Here is an 18148-nt window from a genome sequence, read left to right as displayed (position 1 = left end):
CTTTCTATTTATAATATAAATCTACCTACATCTTGGAAAGTTATATAGATCATTAAAGTAAATAATAATAGTATACCAATTAAATGAATTTTGCCTTCTAATTCATCAGAAATTGCTTTTCCTGTAAATAATCTGATAACCATAAACAAAAGTCTTCCTCCATCTAATGCCGGAAACGGTAGCATATTTACTATTGCTAGGTTTAAACTAATAAAAGCAGTAAGCTGCGCCACGTAAATTATTCCAAGTTTCGCAGTATCTCCTACTATATGGATAATTCCCACAGGTCCGGTTAAAGCGTTTACAGATATTTCCCTGGTTACTAATTGGCCGATTACTTGAATCATATTTAATCCCATATCGTAAGTACTTTTAGCGCCTAAAACCACCGATTGACCTAAATATGAAAAATCTCTTTCATATTCGGGTGATATCCCAATCACTCTTCTGTTATCTTCTCCTGTAATAACGGCACTTTCTAACGTCATTGTTTTTCCGTCTCTTTCAATTCCAATAGTAATGGAATCTCCACCGCTTTCACTTATTGCAGAAGTTAAATCATCCCAATTTTTAATATTATTGTTATCTATTTTGATAATTTTATCACCGCTCTTAAGCCCTGCTGCTACAGCCGGATAATCAGGTGTAACTTCTTTTATAATATTATTTGGAACTCCAATATAGAAAACTATTATCGATAAAATAACTACGGCTAAAACTAAATTCATAAATGATCCTGCAACTATTACTATAGCTTTAGCCCAAAACGGTTTATTATTAAATGCCCTCGGACTATCTGATTCCTCATCTTCTCCTTCCATCTTACAATAACCGCCGATGGGCAATGCTCTAAGGGAATATTCCGTTTCACCCTTTGTAAAATGTAAAAGTAAAGGTCCCATTCCCAATGCAAACTCATTAACTTTAATCCCTACTGCTTTTGCTGTAATAAAATGTCCGAATTCATGGATAAAAATTAACAAACAAAATATTAATATAGCATAAATTATCATCATAATTTTTTACTACCCCCATTTCTGCATAATTAATTATTTTTTAAAGATTCTCTTATTTTTTTATCAATATCTAAAATTTTACACAGATCCAAATTATATGTTGGATTGTGATCTTGCAATACTCTATCTATAGTATTCTGAATATCTATAAAGTTAATCCTTTTTTTTAAAAATTGCTGAACCAAAATTTCGTTTGCAGCATTTAAAACTACAGGATAACTCCCTCCAAGCTTTAAAGCTTCATATGCAAAGGATAAGCATTTAAATGTTTTTAAATCAGGTTTTTCAAAAGTCAATGTTTTAATTTGGAAAAAATCTACTGATTCGAAAGCATTTTTTATCCTATTAGGATATGAAAGAGCATAGCTAATTGGAATCCTCATATCAGGAACCCCAAGTTGAGCAATAATTGAATGATCTGCATACTCTATCATAGAATGAATAATACTTTGCGGATGAATTACAACTTGTATTTTTTCTCCAGGTACATCAAAGAGCCATTTCGCTTCAATTACTTCCAATCCTTTATTCATCATACTGGCAGAATCAATTGTAATTTTATTACCCATAGACCAATTAGGATGCTTTAAGGCTTGTTCCAAGGTAACATTTTCAAGTTGTTTAAGGTTAAATCCACGAAATGGTCCACCTGAAGCAGTAAGTAAAATTTTATTTATCTCTTTACCTTTATTTCCTTGTAGAGATTGAAAAATAGCACTATGTTCACTGTCTACAGGAAGAATTTTTATGCCCATTTCTTTTGCAGCATCCATTATAATCTCTCCCCCGGCTACCAAAGTTTCTTTATTTGCCAGAGCAATATCTTTTCCTGCTTTAATAGCATGATATGTAGGTTCTAATCCTCTCATACCCATAAGTGAATTCAATACAATATCACAGTCTGTCTTAGAAGCTGCACTGATTAATCCTTCCATTCCATATAGGAACTCAGTTTTTGAATATTTTTTACTTAAATTTATTGCATCCTGCTCATCTTCAACAACAGCATATTCAGGATTAAATTTTTCAATTTGTTTTGATAATAGTTCTATACTGTTTCTGCAGGAAAGCACATTAACTTTAAATTTGTCGGGATTATTTTCTATTACATTCAAACTTTGTTTCCCGATTGATCCTGTAGATCCGAGTATGGCAATCTTTTTCATTTTTTATGTAAATCTCCTAAATTACTTAAAATAAATGTCATACAAGGCTTATACATAGTATTGCATGGCATTTTAATTTTAATTAATACTATAATAAATTGATTATACCATAATAATAGCTAGTTTAATAGATAAATCAAACTAGCCACATTATACTTATTTTAATTTATAAAACAATAACCTCTTTTTTCTAATATATTTACTGCTTTATCTAAATTTTCTTCTTTAACAAGAATATAATCAGTATTAAAAGTAGAAACTACAAAAATACCAATTTTATGCTCAGCCAATATATCAGAAATTTTAGATAAAATACCAATTAAAGAGAAATCCAATTCTCCTTGAATTCTAAACCCTTTCCATCCATCTTCTCTTGAAATAGTATTTTGAGGAACATATTTTGCATTGCAAACTAAAGAAAATTCCTCATCTGTTTTACCAATAAAAACGAATTCATCATCAAAATTTATATCTTTAATATTATTTACTTTACATATAGTGAAATTACTTTCAATTATCTTTAAATCCATATATCCCCCTTATATATTTCCTTTTATAAAATATCTGCATATTTCTTCATCATTTTAATCACGCCTTGCAGCAAGCTGTTTAAATCATAGGAATTATTAACATAACATAGTAGTAAATTAAAGGTGCTGTAAAAAGTACACTATCAAATCTATCTAAAATCCCACCATGACCCGGAATTAAATTTCCATAATCTTTAATTCCTATTTTACGTTTAAAAATCGATGCTGTTAAGTCTCCAAATTGTGAGATAATTCCTCCTAATGCTCCAATAATCATACAATGTAAAAATAATTCAGGAATAAAAAAATGTCCGAATAATCCGCATAAAACTAGACTTCCTATTATTCCTCCCACAGAGCCTTCTATAGTTTTTTTAGGACTTATTTTAGGGCATAATTTATGCTTCCCTAGTAAAAATCCTGTAAAATATGCCATAATATCCGTACCAAAAGCTGTTAAGAAAACAAGCCACACAAGAATTCCATATTCTGGTATTTGTTCTACTAACGTAACATGAAAAGAAAAGAATATTACATAAAATACTCCTGTAATAGTAACTAAAGTATCTATTAATTCTCTCTTTTCAATCTTAAATAAATAAAGTAATGACATTACTACTACTGCAAAAAACCAAAACATGTATATTTGATAATTATTTGGAATAAATAAATTAATTGCATATAACATTAAAATACTAATATTTGAAACCCAGTATGAGGGTTTTACATTTATACTTTCAAAAGCTTTAAAAAATTCCCTTATTCCCATAAGACCTATGATAAAGCAAGCTATTAAAAGAACTCTGCCTCCAAAGTAAACAACTGCTAAAAGAGGCAGCATTATTAATCCAGATAAAACTCTTGTTTTCATTTTTATCTTCCTCCAAAACGTCTTTTCCTATTTTGAAACTCCATAATTGCTTTTTCAAGTTCTTCAGGTGTAAATTCTGGCCATAATACATCTGAAAAAACAAGTTCACTATATGCGCTTTGCCAAAGTAAATAATTACTTAATCTTTTTTCACCGCTTGTTCTTATAAATAAGTCAGGATCAGGAATATCTTTTGTATAAAGGTTATTGGAAATAGTATCTTCTGTTATATTTTCGATATTAAGTTTCCCATCTGACAGTTCTTTAGATATTAATTTAAAAGCACGCAGAATCTCTGCTCTGCTGCCATAATTTAAAGCTATATTAAAACAAAGACCTGTATTATCTTTTGTAATCTCCAAAGTTTTTTCTATACTTGCAATAGCTTCTTTGGGAAGTTTTTTATAATCTCCTAAAACTTTGACTTTTACATTATTTTCATGAAGTTCTTTTAATTCTTTTTCGATATAAATTACCAATAATTTAAATATACCTCCAACTTCTTCAACTGAACGTTTCCAATTTTCTGTTGAAAAAGCATATACAGTAAGATTCTCTATATCTAACATAGAACACTTTTTTACAATTTCTTTCATAGCTAACATACCCGCATTATGTCCTGCTATTCTTGGAAGCTTTTTCTTTTCTGCCCATCTGCCATTACCATCCATGACAATGGCAATATGTTTGGGGATTCTATTTTTATCAATCATATTTTACATACCACTACTTTAATTTCATAATTCTCTATTATACTTACTTTAATAACACGAAAAATACCTTTTTCATTTGTAGGTTTTGTAGATTTTGTCTCTATTATACTATAAACTAACCCTTCCGTTTCCAGAAGGGTCTTTGCATCATCTAATTCCATGCCTAAAATATCAGAAATGTCTTTCAATGGATTAAACCTCCATAATTTCTTTTTCTTTATTAGATACGATGCTATCAATATCTTTTATACACTTATCTGCCTTTTTCTGAACATCATCTAGTTCTTTCTTTAGATCATCTTCAGTGAGATCTCCTGATTTTTCTTGTTTTTTCAACTCGTCATTAGTATTTCTTCTTTCATTTCTAATAGCAACCTTTGCATCTTCTCCATATTTTTTAATAGATTTACAAAGTTCTTTTCTTCTTTCTTCTGTTAACGCAGGAATAACCAATCTTATTACTTTTCCATCATTAGAAGGATTTATTCCAACATTTGCGACATTAATTGCTTTCTCCACATCGGAAATTGATTTTGGATCAAATGGTGAAATAAGAAGTGTTCTTGGATCTGGTACAGATATATTAGCAAGATTCTTTAGTGGAGTCGGACTTCCGTAATAATCTACTAAAACCTTATCTAATAATGCTGGATTTGCTTTTCCCGCTCTAATAGTATTTAATTCTTCTTTCAAAATAGATAAACTCTTTTTCATTTTTTCATCAAGAACTTGTTGTACATCAATACTCATAATAACTCCTCCGCAACTACTTAATAATTGTTCCTATTTTTTCGCCGTAAATGGCTTTAATAACATTCCCAGGTTCTGCAATTCCAAATACATGAATTGGAATATTATTATCCATGCATAATGATGCAGCAGTAGAATCCATAACTCCTAGCCCTTTTTCCAAAACTTCCTTATGCGTTAATTCATCATATTTGAATGCATCTTTATTTTTTTCCGGATCATCAGAATATACTGCATCAACTTTTTTAGCAAGTAAAATAATATCTGCCTCTATTTCCGCGGCTCTGAGAGCCGCTGTAGTATCTGTGGAAAAAAACGGATTACCCGTTCCTGCTGCAAATATAACAACTTCATTCCTTGAAAGATGGCCCATAGCACGTCTTCTTATATAAGGTTCCGCAACTTCTTTCATTTCTATAGCTGTTTGTACCCTTGTAGGAATACCTATTGCTTCAAATGCATCCTGAAGGGCAAGAGAATTAATAACAGTAGCAAGCATTCCCATGTAATCTGCCGTAGCTCTATCCATACTTTTACTAGTTCTGCCTCGCCAAAAGTTTCCGCCTCCAACTACTACAGCTACTTGAACATTCAAGTTTATTATATCTTTTATTTGTTTTGCCACTTGGCTAAGCATTTCCTCATTTAATCCAAATTTATTTTCACCAGCTAATGCTTCTCCGCTAATTTTTAAAATAACTCTCTTATATTTAGGCTCCATCCTATTCCTCCTTTTATTAACTATTATATAATTAAATCTACTATGCTTAAAATCTTTTAAAACATAATTAAAAGTTAAACACTCAATAAAAGGACACTATAATTATAGTGTCCTTTTATTATATCATATTTCTATTAGTTATTCATCTGTTTTGCAACTTCTTCAGCAAAATTTTCTTCTTCCTTTTCAATTCCTTCGCCTACTTCATATCTAACCATAGAAACAATTTTAATAGGTTTTCCTATTTCCTTAGCTATATTATTAACATACTGCTCAACTGATAAATCATTATCTTTTACAAATTTTTGTTCAACTAAACAAGTCTCTTTTAATTCTTTTTTAAGTCTTCCAACAACCATTTTCTCAACAATATTTGCCGGTTTACCCTCGTTCAAAGCCTGTTGAACTAAAATCTTCTTTTCATTTTCTAAATATTCAGGGTCAATTTCTGATTCATTAATAAATTTAGGATTCATAGAAGCAACTTGCATTGCCACATCCTTTCCCACATTATTTACTTCTTTTGCATCAGCAGTTGTTTCAAGACCGATGATAACTCCTATTTTCCCGTTACCATGAGTATATCCAACGTAAACAACTCCAGGCTCCTGGCATTTAGCAAATCTTCTTACGTTAAGATTTTCACCAATTTTAGCTATTTTATTATTTAATACTTCTGTTACTGTACCTTCGCCTTTGAAATCTATGTTCATAAATTTCTCTATTTCTGATTCATTGGTATCTAAAGCCAATTCAGATAATGTAGTAACAAAATCTACAAATTCTTCATTTTTCGCAACAAAATCTGTTTCTGAATTAACTTCAATTGCTGCAGCATTTTTTCCATCTTCTGAAAATGCAAGTTTAACAAGACCTTGAGAAGCAACTCTTCCTGCTTTTTTTGCAGCTTTAGCAAGTCCCTTTTCTCTTAAAAGTTCTATTGCCTTGTCCATATCTCCGCTTGTTTCAACAAGGACTTTTTTACAATCCATCATTCCTGCGCCGGTTCTTTCACGCAGTTCTTTTACCATTGATGCGGTTACATCCATCTTTTTTTCTCCTTTCTACTATGCTTCAGCAGCTTCTTCCTCTGTTTCTTCTGCAGCCGCTGTCTCTGTTCCTTCATCAAAGCTTTCACCTTGATTTGCTTCAATAATTGCATCTGCCATTTTTGAAGCAATTAATTTTACAGCTCTAATTGCATCATCATTAGCCGGAATTATATAGTCGACATCGTCCGGATCACAATTTGTATCTACAATTCCAATAATTGGAATTCCTAATATTCTAGCTTCTTTAATCGCAATTTTTTCTTTCTTAGGATCAACTACGAATAATGCCGCAGGCATTCCCTTCATATCTTTTATACCACCCAAGAATTTTTCTAATTTTTCTAATTCAAGTCTTAACTTAATTACTTCTTTCTTTGTAAGTGCATCAAATGTACCATCTGTCTCCATAGCCTTAATTTCATTAAGTCTTTTAATTCTTCCTGAAATTGTCTTGTAATTTGTAAGCATTCCGCCAAGCCATCTTTCATTTACAAAATACATTCCGCATCTACGTGCTTCATCAGCAATAGCAGCTTGAGCTTGTTTTTTTGTTCCTACAAAAAGAATAGGCTTACCTGTACTTCCTACTTCTTTCATAAAAGTGTAAGCATCATCAATTTTCTTTACAGTTTTTTGTAAGTCTATAATATAAATACCATTTCTTTCTGTAAAGATATATGGAGCCATCTTAGGATTCCATCTTCTTGTTTGATGTCCAAAATGTACACCTGCTTCAAGTAACTGTTTCATTGAAATAACTGCCATAAATTTTTCCCTCCTGGTTTTCTTCCTCCATCATAGCTTATCCCTAGAACCCAACCTTCTCAGGCACCAACTTCTAAGTAACTAGATGTGTAGATTTTAATATAAATTTAAGTTTATTGCCATTTTGACATAAACACTCAAATATTATACAATATTAACCATCAAATAGCAAGTTTTTTATAATCTGCTTTTTAAAAATTTTTCATATATTTTCTTTGTATATTGATAATAATTTTGTCCAATTCTAAGGGTTTTACCCCCATCTAAATAAAAAATTCCATCCTCCATACTAGTTACTCTATTCAAATTTAAGATACACCTGCTATGGCATTTATAAAATTCATTTCCTAAACCTTTATATATATCCTCCATTCTACCATAAAAAGAATACACTTTATCTGTAGTATGAATAACTGTTAGTCTTAGATCTTTTTCAATATAAAGAATATCTTTAATTAATACTTTTGATATTTGTTTCTTTGTTTTTACTATAATATAGACTTCATTAAAATTCATGCTTTATTCCTCCTTAGATACAATCGAACAAAAACATTCATTTTTAGATATCTAAAAACTTTACTTTTTTACTTTAAATTTATAATTATAGAATATACCCTACTTATTATAAGAAACATAAAATCAGTAAATAGTTTCAAAAAAACAAAAAAAACATAAAAAAAACTTTTTATGCTTTTAATTTATATTTAAATTTTATTTATTTTTTAACAGTAAGTCTAGAAAAACTTCGGAAGCAATTAACAGTCCTGCCGACGCAGGAACAAAAGATATACTTGAAGGTACTTTATTATATGTGTCAAAAGATTCTACTTTATACGGTTGCTCTGAAGAAAACAATACTTTTAATTTTTTTATATTATTTTTTGCTAATTCCCTTCGGATCACTCTGGCTAAAGGACAAGTATGAGTTTTACTGATATCTGCAATTTTAAATTTCGAAGGATCTAATTTATTACCGGTCCCCATAGACGAAATAATAGGAACATTTAATTCTTTAGCTCTTTTTATTAATAAAAGTTTAGCTTTCACATCATCAATTGCATCTACTATATAATCATACTTTTCAAGATTAAATAAATCAATATTCTCTTCACCAAGCTTATAATCAAAAATTTTAATTTCAGCATCTGGATTAATGTCCTTTATTCTGTCTGCCATAACCTCTGTTTTTAATCTGTTTACCGTACTATGTAGGGCAATTATTTGACGGTTAATATTTGTTATATCTACAACGTCATAATCAACAATGGCAATTTTTTCTATTCCTGCACGAACTAAAGATTCAACAACATATCCTCCAACCCCTCCAATGCCAAAAATAATAATCTTTTGATTATTGATTTCTTTCATTTTTTCAGTTCCAATAAGCATACATGTTCTGTTAAAAATAGTTTGCATTTTTTCTCCTATAATACTTTGTTTAAAAATGTCTGTATTCTCGGATGTTTAGGATTTATAAAAATATCTTCCGGTGTACCATCAACAATAATTTGTCCATCATCCATAAAAATCACTCTATCTGAGATTTCTTTAGCGAAGTTCATTTCATGTGTTACAATAACCATAGTCATTTTCTCTTGCGCTAACTTCTTAATTACTTGTAAAACTTCACCTATCAATTCTGGATCTAATGCTGACGTTGGTTCATCAAATAGCATTACTTCAGGCTCCATTGCAAGAGCTCTTGCAATAGCTACCCTTTGTTTCTGGCCTCCTGAAAGTTGATTAGGATAAGCATCTTTTTTATCGGAAAGCCCAACTTTTTTTAAAAGTTCTTCAGCAATTTTTACAGATTCTCTCTTGGATTTTTTATTTACAATCATAGGAGCTTCTATTAAATTTTCAATAACTGATTTATGTGGGAAAAGATTAAAATTTTGAAATACCATTCCTAAATTTCTGCATATTTTCAATACTTCATTACTATTTTTATATTTAGTTTTTCCGTTTTCATCTGCTTTAGCAATATATTTACCTTCAATTTCTATGCTACCATTATTAGCTTCTTCTAAATGGTTTAAACATCTAAGAAGCGTACTTTTCCCGGATCCTGAAGGACCGATTATACTGACAATTTCACCTTTATTTATAGTAAGATTGATTCCTTTTAAAACATGTAGATTTTTAAAATTTTTATGTAAATTTTCTACTCTTATTATTTGGCTCATACCTTACCTCCTAACTATAATAACGGAAACGTTTTTCAATTAATTTAAATATTTGAATAATAACAAATGTTAATATTAAGTATATAATAGCAGCTATTACAAATCCATCAATTGAGGCAAATTTAGAAACCATATCCTTAGAATTTTTCAATAATTCACTTAATGCAATAGCAGAACAAAGTGCTGTATCCTTTATTAAAGTAACTGCTTCATTGCCGGTTGGAGGAATAACTACCTTCAATGCCTGCGGAATAATAATACGTCTCATAGTTTGTCCATAACTCATACCTAAAACTTTAGCTGCTTCATACTGTCCTTTATCAATAGACTCAATTCCGGCACGGAAAATCTCTGTAAAGTAAGCACCATAATTTAAGATAAAAGTTATATAAGCTGCATTTTCCTGGGAAAATTCAATACCTAAAAGAGGAAGCCCAAAATAAGCAAATATCAATTGAAGTAACAAAGGTGTACCTCTGAAAACCCAAGTATAAATATCTAATAACCATACCAAAGGCTTAAATTTTGAAACTTTACCTATAGCACAAATTATACCTAATGGAATAGAGAAGATAATAGTTACTGCATATACCTTAAGTGTTAATCCCAGACCTTGTAAAATAAATGCTACCATAAATGAAAACTGTTCGTTCAAAATAATCTATCCTTTCCACTCTCCTTATAAACAGAACAAAACCTCTGCATAGCAGAAGCCTTGTCCTTTTATTTTATTAAAGAGTACGCTAATTAAAATTATTCAAAATCAGCATCTGTAAGTTTTTCTACATCTCTAACTACAAGATTCTCACCAAACCATTTTTTTGATAGTTTGTCAATGCTTCCATCTTCTTGTAATTCATCTAATGCTTTATCAATTGCTTCCCTTAATGCAACTGCACCTTTAGCACATCCTATACCATAATATTCATTACAAAGGCCTTCGTCAAGTACTTTATATTTACCAGGATTTTGCTGCATTGCATATCGAATTAAAATTTTATCAACAGCAAGAGCATCTAATCTGCTTGTTTCAAGATCCATCAAAGCATACGTATAAGCTTCATATTCAGGAATAGCTTTTAAAGTAGAAGCTAAGTCATCAGCCTTAAGTGCATCAAGACCTGCACTTTTTACTTGCGCCCCTACGGTTTTTCCTTCTAAATCAGACTTCTTTTCATATGGAGAATCTGCTGCTACGACTAATACTTGCTGATTATTTAAGTATGGCTTTGTATATTCAACTTTTTCATTTCTGTCTTTTTTAATAGTATATCCATTCCAAATAACATCAATATTTCCATTGTTTAATTCTATCTCTTTAGTATCCCAGTTAATTGCTTTTGGTTCTGATTTAACTCCTAATTTTTCTGCAACTAATGCTGCAAGCTCAAGATCGAATCCAGTAAGCTCACCGTCATCACCAATAAAGCCCATTGGAGGGAATTCCGTATCACAGCCAACAACTAAAGTACCTTTATCCTGAATATCTGTAAGTGATGTATCTTTTGCTGCATCATTGTTATCTTCAGACTTTACGTCATTATCGTTTCCGCATCCAGCTGCAAAGATACTTAAAATAAGTACTAATACTAACAATAAACTAATTTTTTTAAACATTTTTATGTTTCCTCCTTTTATTACTACAATTACTAAATCATTATACTTTAATGTATTAAAATTGTAAATTAATAAAATAAAATTATTTTATTTAATAGCATCAAAAAAACAAAATAAAGATTTCTATTAATCAAGCTGCGTATTTTGGCAGTTTAAGAATTCTGATAATTATTAATGTATTTTCTTTAATTCTATTTTAAAATAAATATTCCCTTGTAAATAAAAAAGCCCGTTTAACGGACTTTTTTATTTACAATTAATCTTGTCTTCTATAAGTAATTAAATCTTCTGCTATCTCATTGGCCGCAATTGATACAGGCTTTTCAATATCCACTTCTGTCAACTTAGGCTTTCCCTCAATAAGATCTCTTGCCCTTTTAGCAGCTAATACAACCAAGGTATATCTACTGTCAGCTTTTTCTTTAATTAAATTAATTGATGGATATAACATTTATATCTCCTCCTTATACTTTTCGATTAATTCATATATATCCTCTGAAACTCTCGAGTGTTCTGCCACAATTATAGCATGTACACGATTTACCGCTTCTTCAAGTTCTCCATTAATTACACAATAATTGTATTTATCTATATAAGATATCTCTTTTAAAGTTTCGCCAAGTCTCATATTAATTACATCTTCCGATTCAGAACCTCTTCCGGTAATTCTCTTTCGCAATTCTGCCATAGAAGGAGGTAAAATAAAAATAAAAATTCCTTTTGGATAGGATTTCCTAATTTTTAAAGCTCCTTGAATATCAATTTCTAATATTATATCTTTACCTTCATTTAAACTTTTTAAAACAAGCTCCTTAGGAGTTCCATAATAATTCCCATAAACTTCGGCACACTCTAAAAATCCATCATCTTCTTTTACCTTTAGAAATTCTTCCTCTGTAACAAAGTAATATGTTTTTCCGTGTTCATCACCAGGTCTCGGATTCCTAGTCGTCATTGATATGGATAGGTCTATATTAATCTTCTCAACTAATCTTTTGCAAATAGAACCTTTTCCTGCTCCTGATGGTCCTGAAACAACAAATAATTGGCCTTTTCTCATGGTACTTCCTTTCATTTACACAATTTCTTCTTGTAAATATATAGGATACAATAAATTATACATAATTACAACAAATTTTATTCTATATTTTGTACTTGTTCTCTGATTTTTTCTATTTCACTTTTAATATCTAAAACCTTATTTGTAATTTCAATATCATTGGCTTTAGACCCTATCGTGTTTGCTTCCCGATTCATTTCCTGTACTAAAAAGTCTAACTTTTTACCATCCGGCTGATTACTGTTTTTAATAATATTGTTTAATTGAATAATATGACTGTCTAATCTTACCAACTCTTCTGTTATACTGCACTTATCAGCAAAAATAGCTGCTTCAACTAAGATACGATCTTCAGGTATAATAACATTATTTCCTATAAGTTCTTTTATCCTTTCTCGAAGCTTTTCTGTATACGCTATTGTAACAACAGGAGATCTCTCTTCAATATTTTTAACTAAATTTCTTATCAATTCTCCTCTTTTTATTATATCTTCTGATAATTTATTACCTTCAACTACTCTCATTTCATTTAATTTTCTTACAGCAGCCTCCACCGGAACCGATAGGCTTTTATAAATAGCCTCTTCATCTTCCACATCAGGAATTGACTTCATAACATCAGGAAGAGATGCTAGAAATGATAAAGAAATATCACCGCTTACGTCAAAACTACTTTTCAGTTCTTTTAAGTTATCATAATATTGTCTTGCAATCATCGTATTTAATTTAATATTTGTATCATCTTCTGTTATATTCTCTACTATAATTGAAACATCAATTTTACCTCTTCTTGCTACATTTTTGACTATATTTTTTAATCTATCTTCAGCAAAAGAATATCTTCTTGGCATTTTTATATTTATATCGCTATATCTATGGTTTACCGATTTAATCTCTACAATTATGTTCCTTTTTTCATCATTATATTCGCTTCTTCCAAAACCTGTCATACTTTTTATCATATAAAGTTCTCCTTACTATTATCTGTATTTTATGATAATATGGTTATTATACTACAAATAAAACACTTGCGTAAGAAAATTTAATATAAATAAATACAAAGGAGAGCAAAAATGAGTTTTGACGGTATGGTTACTGGAGCTGTTGCTCGGCAATTAAATACTAAGCTTAAAGGTGGGAAAATAGAAAAAATATATCAGCCTGAAGCTGATGAAATTATAATATATATTCATTCTGGCAAAGAAAATTATAAACTTTACATGTCTGCAAACAGTAGTCATGCAAGGATACATCTTATTACAGAAAAAGATTCTAACCCTCAAAACCCAATGGGTTTTTGTATGCTTTTAAGAAAACATTTACAAGGTGGACATATAAATGAAATAATTCAAAAAGACTCCGAAAGAATTATTGAAATATCAATAGATACAATAAATGAACTTGGATTTTCTGTAAATAAAAAATTGATAATGGAGATCATGGGTAAACACAGCAATATTGTCGTTATTGACGCTGCATCAAATAAAATAATTGATAGCATTAAGCGTATTTCAATTGATGTAAATCGTTACAGGCAATTACTTCCCGGTCAGCAATATCTTTATCCTCCAAGCCAAAATAAAATATCTTACTATAAATTAACCGAAAACCAACTTAATAATCTGATAAGCAAAACATCTTACGATCTCTCAAGATGTCTATTAAATAGTATACAGGGAATAAGTCCTATAATAGCCGAAGAAATTGTAAATCAGGCAAAATTAAATTCATCCCAACTTGATAAAGATCCACCTCTATCAGAAGTCTATAATACTATTTACAACATGGTTCAAAAAATAAGATCGGGAAATTTGAATCCTAAAGTATATATAGATGAAAATAATATACCTAAAGATTTTCATATTTTTAATTTAAGCTCGATGGCAGAACTTTATAAAGAATTAACATTTACGGATATTAGTGAAGCAATTTCTTATTACTATTTAAATAAAAATTCTTCTAATCGGATAAAACAAAAATCTTCAGATTTACATCGTACAGTTACCGCTAGTTTAAATAAACTTTATTTAAAAAAGCAAAGGCTTTCTGAAGATTTACTTAAAGCAGAAGAATCTCAGATATATAAACTTTACGGAGAATTACTTACTGCAAATCTCCATTTAATAAAAGACAGCATTGACAGCATTACTGTTTTTAATTACTATGACAATACTAATGTAAAAATTAATTTGAATACTCGCTTATCTCCTTCTCAAAATGCACAAAACTATTATAAAAAATATAACAAAGCTAAAACAGCAATTACCGAAAAGAATATACAATTAAATGAAACAAATAAAGATATCTCTTATTTAGATTCAATTGTTTGTTTTTTAGAAAATGCAAATACCATAGAAGAAATTGAAGAAGTAAGGCAAGAGCTGATTGAAGGTGGTTACTTACGTAAGAGAAAAAATAATTATAAACCGGCTAAATCAAAATCTTTACCCTATTCATATATGACAAAAGACGGATTTAAAATTTTAGTAGGCAGAAATAATAAAGAAAATGATATACTTACTTTTAAAACTGCAGATCGTAAGGATATTTGGTTCCATACAAAAGATATTCCGGGATCTCATGTCATTTTATTTACAGAAGGAAAAAGTATTTCGGATAATTCAATTTTAGAAGCTGCATCTTTAGCTGCTTATCACAGCAAAGGACGAAATTCTGAAAACGTACCTGTAGATTATACAAAAGTAAAATATGTAAAAAAACCTTCTGGAGCAAAACCAGGTATGGTAATTTTCACTAACAATAAGACGATTTATGTAAACCCAAAAGATGCTAAGTAAAGCTATATTAATATAGCTTTACTTAGCTGAAAATTATTTTATAAAGCACTTAAATGTTCTTTATCCATTCTATCATTGTATAAATTACACCTTCTCCGTCATCACTCTCATTGCCATTATGAAGTTCATGAAAAAAGTTTTCCCATTCCTTGTAAACACATAAATCTGACTCCAAATTTGTAATTTCCCTACTTCCTTCTATTTTGCAAATCATATCATCTGTTCCATGCATTAATAAAAGAGGCTTATTTCTTATTCCAAATTTATTTGAGCTTTCATTAATCAAAGACTTGCCGATTTCATAACCATCTAATGCAGTAGCCGCCGTAATTTTTCCATGTCCTAATCTGCTGTATTTATGTTTTGAAATAATTTCTGAATTTCCTAATATCTCCGATTTAATATTAGAATCTAATTGAAAATCCGGTTTTATTTTTGCTAATACTTTTACAATTAAATATAGATATTTAGGTATATTTCTCTCTAAAATAATCCATGGTGATGTAACTATATATCCTGACACTTTATAATCTAAATCCCCTCTTTTTTTATAATCCAATACGATATTCCCCCCCATACTATGCCCATATAGAATTATAGGACGATTAGGATATATTTTTTCTGCATGTTTAATTAACATATCAATGTCTTCTAGAACCGCTTTCCTTGGTGCAGTATGGCCTCTTTTTCCTAATGAACAGCCATGTCCTCTCAGATCTATAGCCACCATAGAGATATTTTCTTTATTAAAATATCCCGCTACCCTTTCATATCTTTTTGCATATTCACCTATACCATGAACTAACACAACAACATATTGAGTTTTAACAGCTTGCCAATTATATCCAAAGAGTGTAATATTTTTACCTTTTAAAGTAAATTCTTCATACATTTTTAGATCTCCCTTATAATATATAAATATTTGTAAATTATATATAATATTACATTTTATACACTTTTTCTTACATTTGTTAAATTTTATGTTGAAAAATGTAAATCTAATGTTTACAATAGGCTTAACTTAATGCAGCTGTCCAAATTATATTTTATAGCAATCTAAAATTAATTAGTTCTTTCTTTAAAAAGAAGAAAGTAGGTAAAAAATGTTAAACACTAAAGAAAATGAAAATAATAATAATGAATTTCGTAAAACAATAGGATTATCTTGTGCAATATGTGGATCATTAGATGCGAACATTCCATTTAAAGATCATTTCATATGTAAAGATTGCTTATACTATATTAAAACATTAATTAATCGTTAATTCTAAAGAAAATCCCCTTTTTCTCCGATCAACAAGAATACGATAAAGTTTTAGCTGTATTAAGTGAAAACCCGTTATGCTTCGCATTTACGGGTTTTTATAAAATAATTTTATTTTTTTCTTTCCAAACGTTTTTCTTTAGCTATACGTTTTTTAGTTTTAGGCTTCATTACTGAGTAGCCAAATTTACCTATAGGATTATTTTTTAATTCAAAATATTCTCCATGACTATAAGCAATAAGGTTTGCTTTTTCCAACTGTAATTTTCCGTTTTCATCAATCAAGCTTTCATCAGCATGAACTGCTGTAATCTCGGCTACAAACATATCATGTGAGGGATATTCAATAATATCTTTTACTTTACATTCAATATTTACAGGTGATTCTTTTATCATAGGACACTTAACATTATTTCCCATTATAGGTGTGAGCTTTTGTTCTTTAAATTTATCTATATCCTTACCTGATTTTACACCGCAGTAATCTGTTTGAAAAGCTAAGTTTTTAGATACTAAGTTAATTACAAATTCTTTACTTTCAGAAATTATTTCATGAGAATATCTTGATTTTCTTATTGATACATAAGTCATAGGCGGATCTGAATTGATGATTCCTGTCCATGCAATAGTTATAATATTTTGTTTTTCGCTGTTTCCACAGGAAACCATTACTACAGGTACCGGATTCAACATAGTCCCTGGCTTAAATGTAACTTTACTCATAATCTTAAACTCTCCCTATTTTCTTAATATGTTCAGTATTCTTTTAAAATCATCTGGTAAATCACTGCTCCATTCCATATATTCACCAGTTCTCGGATGTTTAAACCCAAGTAATTTTGCATGAAGCATTTGACTTTCCGCTCCAAATACAGTTTTTTTTGGACCATAAACTTTATCTCCTAATAATGGATGATTAATATATGCCATGTGTACTCTTATTTGATGAGTTCTGCCTGTTTCAAGTCTTGCTTCAATATAAGTAAAATTTCCGAATCTTTCCAAAACTTTATAGTGTGTTATAGCTTCTTTTGAATTAAAACTGGTAACAGCCTGCTTTAATCTATTTTTAGGATCTCTTCCTATTGGTTCATTAATAGTACCCTCATCATTGTTAAAGTTGTTATATACGATAGCATGATAAGCTCTTGTAATTGAATGTTGGGCAAGCTGCTCTGCAAGGGATTTATGTGCCATATCATTTTTAGCAACCATCAAAAGCCCACTTGTATCTTTATCTATTCTATGTACAATCCCAGGTCTAATAGTACCATTGATGGAAGAAAGGTTCTTACAATGAAACATAATAGCATTTACTAGAGTTCCTGTATAATTTCCAACTGCCGGATGAACAACCATACCCTTTTCTTTATTTACAACTAAAATATCTTCATCCTCATATACTATATTAATAGGTATATCTTCAGCTATTATATTTAATTCTTCTGGTTCAGGTATTACAACAGTAATTTCATCATCACTTTTTACCTTATATTTTTTTGTTTTGCATATTAGATTATTAATAGATACATTACCATTTTCAATTAGTTTTTGAAGACTGTTTCTTGAAAAATTTTCAAATGTTAAAGAAAGGACCATATCTAATCTGGTCCCTTTCATTTCTTCTCCTATTTTAAAT

23 protein-coding genes are annotated in these 18148 nt (G+C 29.8%); 2 read left to right on the top strand and 21 right to left on the bottom strand.

The annotated features are described in order from the left end of the window. Window positions 1-8: 8 nt before the first annotated feature. From rseP to K292_RS0101110, 18 genes are all read right to left on the bottom strand, one after another. Window positions 9-1016 carry an RIP metalloprotease RseP gene (gene rseP, locus K292_RS0101195; RefSeq protein WP_027398302.1) on the bottom strand — a complete coding sequence of 336 codons (1008 nt, stop codon included), beginning with the start codon at window positions 1014-1016 and terminating at the stop codon, window positions 9-11. 29 nt (window positions 1017-1045) lie between these two features. Continuing rightward, window positions 1046-2182: a 1-deoxy-D-xylulose-5-phosphate reductoisomerase gene (locus K292_RS0101190; protein ID WP_027398301.1), complete on the bottom strand. Its 1137-nt coding sequence runs from the start codon at window positions 2180-2182 to the stop codon at window positions 1046-1048. A 161-nt stretch (window positions 2183-2343) separates the two neighbouring features. Then, window positions 2344-2712: an ACT domain-containing protein gene (locus tag K292_RS0101185; protein WP_027398300.1), complete on the bottom strand. Its 369-nt coding sequence runs from the start codon at window positions 2710-2712 to the stop codon at window positions 2344-2346. Window positions 2713-2791: 79 nt separating this feature from the next. Continuing rightward, entirely contained in the window at window positions 2792-3583 is a 792-nt protein-coding gene (locus K292_RS0101180) for a phosphatidate cytidylyltransferase (RefSeq protein ID WP_027398299.1), read from the bottom strand. A gap of 2 nt (window positions 3584-3585) precedes the next feature. After that, window positions 3586-4296: an isoprenyl transferase gene (locus tag K292_RS0101175; RefSeq protein WP_037372109.1), complete on the bottom strand. Its 711-nt coding sequence runs from the start codon at window positions 4294-4296 to the stop codon at window positions 3586-3588. Then, window positions 4293-4484: a PASTA domain-containing protein gene (locus K292_RS0101170; protein WP_027398297.1), complete on the bottom strand. Its 192-nt coding sequence runs from the start codon at window positions 4482-4484 to the stop codon at window positions 4293-4295. Before K292_RS0101170 ends, K292_RS0101175 begins: the two co-directional genes overlap by 4 nt. Before the next feature lie 4 nt (window positions 4485-4488). Then, entirely contained in the window at window positions 4489-5046 is a 558-nt protein-coding gene (gene frr / locus K292_RS0101165; RefSeq protein WP_027398296.1) for a ribosome recycling factor, read from the bottom strand. A gap of 16 nt (window positions 5047-5062) precedes the next feature. Beyond that, window positions 5063-5767, bottom strand: coding sequence for a UMP kinase (gene pyrH / locus K292_RS0101160; protein ID WP_027398295.1), 705 nt, complete (start codon window positions 5765-5767; stop codon window positions 5063-5065). Between the two features lie 134 nt (window positions 5768-5901). Next, complete coding sequence (gene tsf / locus K292_RS0101155) at window positions 5902-6816, bottom strand: translation elongation factor Ts (RefSeq protein WP_027398294.1); 915 nt, start codon at window positions 6814-6816, stop codon at window positions 5902-5904. An 18-nt stretch (window positions 6817-6834) separates the two neighbouring features. Further along, a complete protein-coding gene (gene rpsB, locus K292_RS0101150) occupies window positions 6835-7584 on the bottom strand; it encodes a 30S ribosomal protein S2 (RefSeq protein WP_027398293.1) in 750 nt (249 codons plus the stop codon). A gap of 177 nt (window positions 7585-7761) precedes the next feature. Next, a complete protein-coding gene (locus K292_RS15505) occupies window positions 7762-8100 on the bottom strand; it encodes a LytR/AlgR family response regulator transcription factor (RefSeq protein WP_027398292.1) in 339 nt (112 codons plus the stop codon). A 195-nt stretch (window positions 8101-8295) separates the two neighbouring features. Then, window positions 8296-9000, bottom strand: a complete 705-nt coding sequence (locus K292_RS0101140) for a tRNA threonylcarbamoyladenosine dehydratase (RefSeq protein WP_051280111.1) — start codon at window positions 8998-9000, stop codon at window positions 8296-8298. An 8-nt stretch (window positions 9001-9008) separates the two neighbouring features. Beyond that, window positions 9009-9761, bottom strand: a complete 753-nt coding sequence (locus K292_RS0101135; RefSeq protein ID WP_027398290.1) for an amino acid ABC transporter ATP-binding protein — start codon at window positions 9759-9761, stop codon at window positions 9009-9011. Between the two features lie 19 nt (window positions 9762-9780). Next, entirely contained in the window at window positions 9781-10425 is a 645-nt protein-coding gene (locus tag K292_RS0101130; protein WP_027398289.1) for an amino acid ABC transporter permease, read from the bottom strand. 98 nt (window positions 10426-10523) lie between these two features. Further along, window positions 10524-11387, bottom strand: coding sequence for an amino acid ABC transporter substrate-binding protein (locus tag K292_RS15500; protein WP_051280109.1), 864 nt, complete (start codon window positions 11385-11387; stop codon window positions 10524-10526). A gap of 256 nt (window positions 11388-11643) precedes the next feature. Further along, window positions 11644-11838: a DNA-directed RNA polymerase subunit omega gene (rpoZ, locus tag K292_RS0101120; protein ID WP_027398288.1), complete on the bottom strand. Its 195-nt coding sequence runs from the start codon at window positions 11836-11838 to the stop codon at window positions 11644-11646. Next, window positions 11839-12447, bottom strand: coding sequence for a guanylate kinase (gmk, locus tag K292_RS0101115; protein ID WP_037372172.1), 609 nt, complete (start codon window positions 12445-12447; stop codon window positions 11839-11841). Between the two features lie 77 nt (window positions 12448-12524). Continuing rightward, on the bottom strand, window positions 12525-13409 hold the full coding sequence (locus tag K292_RS0101110; protein ID WP_027398286.1) for a YicC/YloC family endoribonuclease: 885 nt from the start codon (window positions 13407-13409) through the stop codon (window positions 12525-12527). A 111-nt stretch (window positions 13410-13520) separates the two neighbouring features. Between K292_RS0101110 and K292_RS0101105 the strand changes: the two genes are divergently transcribed. Next, window positions 13521-15245, top strand: coding sequence for an Rqc2 family fibronectin-binding protein (locus K292_RS0101105; protein ID WP_027398285.1), 1725 nt, complete (start codon window positions 13521-13523; stop codon window positions 15243-15245). 49 nt (window positions 15246-15294) lie between these two features. Here K292_RS0101105 and K292_RS0101100 read toward each other — a convergent pair whose 3' ends face one another. After that, complete coding sequence (locus K292_RS0101100) at window positions 15295-16137, bottom strand: alpha/beta fold hydrolase (protein WP_027398284.1); 843 nt, start codon at window positions 16135-16137, stop codon at window positions 15295-15297. A 211-nt stretch (window positions 16138-16348) separates the two neighbouring features. Between K292_RS0101100 and K292_RS18430 the strand changes: the two genes are divergently transcribed. Further along, complete coding sequence (locus tag K292_RS18430) at window positions 16349-16510, top strand: hypothetical protein (protein WP_156900436.1); 162 nt, start codon at window positions 16349-16351, stop codon at window positions 16508-16510. Window positions 16511-16620: 110 nt separating this feature from the next. On the opposite strand, the gene K292_RS0101095 is transcribed toward K292_RS18430, so the two are convergent. Continuing rightward, the gene (locus K292_RS0101095) at window positions 16621-17232 is read right to left on the bottom strand and encodes a flavin reductase family protein (protein WP_027398283.1); all 612 of its coding nucleotides are present in this window, start codon (window positions 17230-17232) and stop codon (window positions 16621-16623) included. Between the two features lie 15 nt (window positions 17233-17247). Beyond that, entirely contained in the window at window positions 17248-18129 is an 882-nt protein-coding gene (locus tag K292_RS0101090; protein ID WP_156900435.1) for an RluA family pseudouridine synthase, read from the bottom strand. Between the last annotated feature and the right edge of the window lie 19 nt (window positions 18130-18148).

This window comes from Anaerovorax odorimutans DSM 5092, assembly GCF_000426305.1.
Taxonomy (GTDB): domain Bacteria; phylum Bacillota; class Clostridia; order Peptostreptococcales; family Anaerovoracaceae; genus Anaerovorax; species Anaerovorax odorimutans.
The sequence above is the reverse complement of the archived record's forward strand: the minus strand, read 5'-3'. Positions and strand labels throughout refer to the sequence as shown.

Excerpts from the sequence above, each read along its gene's own strand:
- rseP (WP_027398302.1), bottom strand. The coding sequence starts at position 1,016 with ATGATGATAATTTATGCTATATTAATATTTTGTTTGTTAATTTTTATC.
- K292_RS0101190 (WP_027398301.1), bottom strand. The coding sequence starts at position 2,182 with ATGAAAAAGATTGCCATACTCGGATCTACAGGATCAATCGGGAAACAA.
- K292_RS0101185 (WP_027398300.1), bottom strand. The coding sequence starts at position 2,712 with ATGGATTTAAAGATAATTGAAAGTAATTTCACTATATGTAAAGTAAAT.
- K292_RS0101180 (WP_027398299.1), bottom strand. The coding sequence starts at position 3,583 with ATGAAAACAAGAGTTTTATCTGGATTAATAATGCTGCCTCTTTTAGCA.
- K292_RS0101175 (WP_037372109.1), bottom strand. The coding sequence starts at position 4,296 with ATGATTGATAAAAATAGAATCCCCAAACATATTGCCATTGTCATGGAT.
- frr (WP_027398296.1), bottom strand. The coding sequence starts at position 5,046 with ATGAGTATTGATGTACAACAAGTTCTTGATGAAAAAATGAAAAAGAGT.
- pyrH (WP_027398295.1), bottom strand. The coding sequence starts at position 5,767 with ATGGAGCCTAAATATAAGAGAGTTATTTTAAAAATTAGCGGAGAAGCA.
- tsf (WP_027398294.1), bottom strand. The coding sequence starts at position 6,816 with ATGGATGTAACCGCATCAATGGTAAAAGAACTGCGTGAAAGAACCGGC.
- rpsB (WP_027398293.1), bottom strand. The coding sequence starts at position 7,584 with ATGGCAGTTATTTCAATGAAACAGTTACTTGAAGCAGGTGTACATTTT.
- K292_RS15505 (WP_027398292.1), bottom strand. The coding sequence starts at position 8,100 with ATGAATTTTAATGAAGTCTATATTATAGTAAAAACAAAGAAACAAATA.
- K292_RS0101140 (WP_051280111.1), bottom strand. The coding sequence starts at position 9,000 with ATGCAAACTATTTTTAACAGAACATGTATGCTTATTGGAACTGAAAAA.
- K292_RS15500 (WP_051280109.1), bottom strand. The coding sequence starts at position 11,387 with ATGTTTAAAAAAATTAGTTTATTGTTAGTATTAGTACTTATTTTAAGT.
- rpoZ (WP_027398288.1), bottom strand. The coding sequence starts at position 11,838 with ATGTTATATCCATCAATTAATTTAATTAAAGAAAAAGCTGACAGTAGA.
- gmk (WP_037372172.1), bottom strand. The coding sequence starts at position 12,447 with ATGAGAAAAGGCCAATTATTTGTTGTTTCAGGACCATCAGGAGCAGGA.
- K292_RS0101110 (WP_027398286.1), bottom strand. The coding sequence starts at position 13,409 with ATGATAAAAAGTATGACAGGTTTTGGAAGAAGCGAATATAATGATGAA.
- K292_RS0101105 (WP_027398285.1), top strand. The coding sequence starts at position 13,521 with ATGAGTTTTGACGGTATGGTTACTGGAGCTGTTGCTCGGCAATTAAAT.
- K292_RS0101100 (WP_027398284.1), bottom strand. The coding sequence starts at position 16,137 with ATGTATGAAGAATTTACTTTAAAAGGTAAAAATATTACACTCTTTGGA.
- K292_RS18430 (WP_156900436.1), top strand. The coding sequence starts at position 16,349 with ATGTTAAACACTAAAGAAAATGAAAATAATAATAATGAATTTCGTAAA.
- K292_RS0101095 (WP_027398283.1), bottom strand. The coding sequence starts at position 17,232 with ATGAGTAAAGTTACATTTAAGCCAGGGACTATGTTGAATCCGGTACCT.
- K292_RS0101090 (WP_156900435.1), bottom strand. The coding sequence starts at position 18,129 with ATGAAAGGGACCAGATTAGATATGGTCCTTTCTTTAACATTTGAAAAT.